Source organism: Vibrio sp. 1249-1, from assembly GCF_033340495.1.
Genome location: NZ_JAWOWJ010000911.1, coordinates 1 through 573 on the forward strand (window position 1 = coordinate 1; position 573 = coordinate 573).

1 pseudogene is annotated in these 573 nt (G+C 45.2%); it reads right to left on the bottom strand.

What is annotated here, in order from left to right:
* Nucleotides 1-433: pseudogene (locus tag R7Z50_RS29640) on the bottom strand (TSUP family transporter); the annotation flags it as partial.
* Nucleotides 434-573: the final 140 nt, after the last annotated feature.

A 573-nucleotide genomic window follows, 5' to 3' on the forward strand; every position in this document is an offset into this window, starting at 1 on the left:
GGCCACCGATTGCCGAGCTGGTACCAAACAAACCGGAGAAAAATCCAGCTAACGTCATACGCTGAGGTGTAGGTTCAATACGAAACGGAAGCACACTGACGATAACCGCGAATAGAACGAGTAAACCGATCCACAACGTTAGTGCTTGAGTGGAGACAAATAACGACACGACGCCACCAGAAATCGAACCGGTAACTCTACCAATCGATGCCATGTTTTAACCACCGATTTCGACGCTACTGCGATGTTTCAGCGCATTCATGATCGAAATAAACAACGCGACCAAACAGATAGGTGCAGGCACATATTCGGGCGCCCATAGAATGAGCAATGGCGCGGCCACAAGGGCTAAGCCAAAACCAATCGCAGTTTGGACAAAAGAACCGAGAAAAATCAGTCCCATCGCAAGCAAGTTAACCGAATCAAATTCCATCTAGATTATTATTATATTCAGACAATCAATAAGGGCGCTAGACTTATCGAATTTCGAGATAATTGCCTAAGCCCGCCTTGCGTAGCATTCCTCAATGACCATGAAAAGACAATCTATTTGTCTGTTTTTAGACAACATTC